2 protein-coding genes are annotated in these 1,696 nt (G+C 65.2%); both read left to right on the top strand.

Annotation, left to right across the window (positions count from 1 at the left end):
• Nucleotides 1–1,095 (top strand): ShlB/FhaC/HecB family hemolysin secretion/activation protein (locus tag AAFX91_RS39845; RefSeq protein WP_394570147.1); only part of this gene is annotated, 1,095 nt, incomplete at its 5' end.
• Nucleotides 1,095–1,696 (top strand): DUF2341 domain-containing protein (locus AAFX91_RS39840; RefSeq protein WP_394570146.1); only part of this gene is annotated, 602 nt, incomplete at its 3' end. The genes AAFX91_RS39845 and AAFX91_RS39840, both read left to right, overlap by 1 nt.

Below are 1,696 nucleotides of genomic sequence, written 5' to 3'. Positions count from 1 at the left end.
CTCAATATCGAGGACAAGGCGCCGATCCACGGCACCATCGAGGTCAACAACGCCAACTCGCCGAACACCACGCCGGCCCGCCTCATCGCCACCGTGCACTACGACAATCTGTGGCAGCTCGGGCATTCCGCCAGCTTCACCTATCAGGTGGCGCCGCAGCGGCCGGGCGATGCCGAGGTGTTCTCGGGGTCGTATCTGGCGCGGATTCCCGATGTCGAGTGGCTGAGCTTTCTGCTCTACGGCGTGAAGTCGAGCAGCAACGTCGCCACCGTTGGCGGCACCAACATCGTCGGCCCCGGCGAGATCATCGGCGGCCGTGCGGTGATGACGCTGCCGGGCCGCGAGAACTTCTTCCAGACGCTGTCGGTCGGGGTGGACTACAAGCACTTCGACCAGACCGTGGGGCTGGGCACCGACAGTTTCGCCTCCCCGGTGACCTATTATCCGGTGGTCGCCACCTACGGCGCGACGTTCCAGAACGAGAACTTCGTCACCCAGTTCAACGCCGGGATCACCTACAGTCTGCGGCCGTTCGGCAGCGACTGGACCGAGTTCGACGCCAAGCGCTATTACGCCTCGCCGAGCTTCACGCACTTCAACGTCGACGTGTCGCACACCCAGGAACTGCCGGAGAATTTCCAGCTCTGGGGCAAGGTGCAGGCGCAGGTCGCCGACGGACCCCTGGTCTCGAGCGAGCAGCTCAGCGCCGGCGGCCTCAACACCGTGCGCGGCTATCTGGAATCCGAAGTGCTCGGCGATGACGGCGTGATCGGCAATCTGGAGATCCGCAGCCCGGACCTCGGCGCGATGCTGCAGAAGGAGATGAAGGACGAGACCGGCCAGGGAGCGCCGCGTTTCACCACCTTCAACGAGTGGCGGCTGTTCGCCTTTGCCGACGCCGCGCATGTCAGCATCCAGAAGCCGCTGCCGGATCAGCAGTCGGCGTTCAACCTATGGAGCTACGGCGTCGGCACCCGCTTCAAGGTGTTCAACGCGTTCAATGGCATGTTCGCGCTGTCCGTTCCGATGGTCAGCCAAACCTATACGCGCGCGGGCGACCCGCGCTTCAACGTTCGGCTCTGGGGTGAATTCTGATGACAATGGGATGGGACAAGATGCGGGCCATGGGGAGCGGTGCGACGCGCGCGGCCGCGAACGCGGCGGCCATGCTGTTGCTGGCTGTGGTGGCGGTGCTGGCGCTGTCGGCGCCGGCGAACGCCTGGTGGAACGATGAATGGCAATTGCGCAAGAAGATCACGATCGATGCCAGCGCCACTGGGGCCAACATCACCGACCCGGTCGGGTCGACGCCGGTCCTGGTCCGGCTGCACACCGGCAATTTCCGCTTCGCCTCCGCCAAGGACGACGGCTCCGACCTGCGGTTTGTCGCCGGCGACGACAAGACGCCGCTGAAGTATCACGTCGAGAAATATGACGGGCTGCTCAGCGAGGCGCTGATCTGGGTCGCGGTGCCGAACGTGCAGCCGGGGGCCAAGGCCGAGATCTGGCTCTACTACGGCAACAAGAAGGCGGTTGCGGCGGCGGACGCCAAGGCGACCTACGATCCCGACACGCTCTTGGTCTATCACTTCAACGAGCGCGGCACGCCGTCGCTCGACTCCTCGGTGTGGGCCAACAACGCGCAGAGCGTGGGCCAGCCGGCCGAAGGCGCGCTCATTGGCAATGGCGTGCGGCT

Origin of the sequence: Bradyrhizobium sp. 31Argb (assembly GCF_043638955.1) — a bacterium.
Lineage (GTDB): Bacteria > Pseudomonadota > Alphaproteobacteria > Rhizobiales > Xanthobacteraceae > Bradyrhizobium.
Note: the sequence above shows the minus strand (reverse complement) of the source record. Positions and strands in the feature narration are given on the sequence as shown.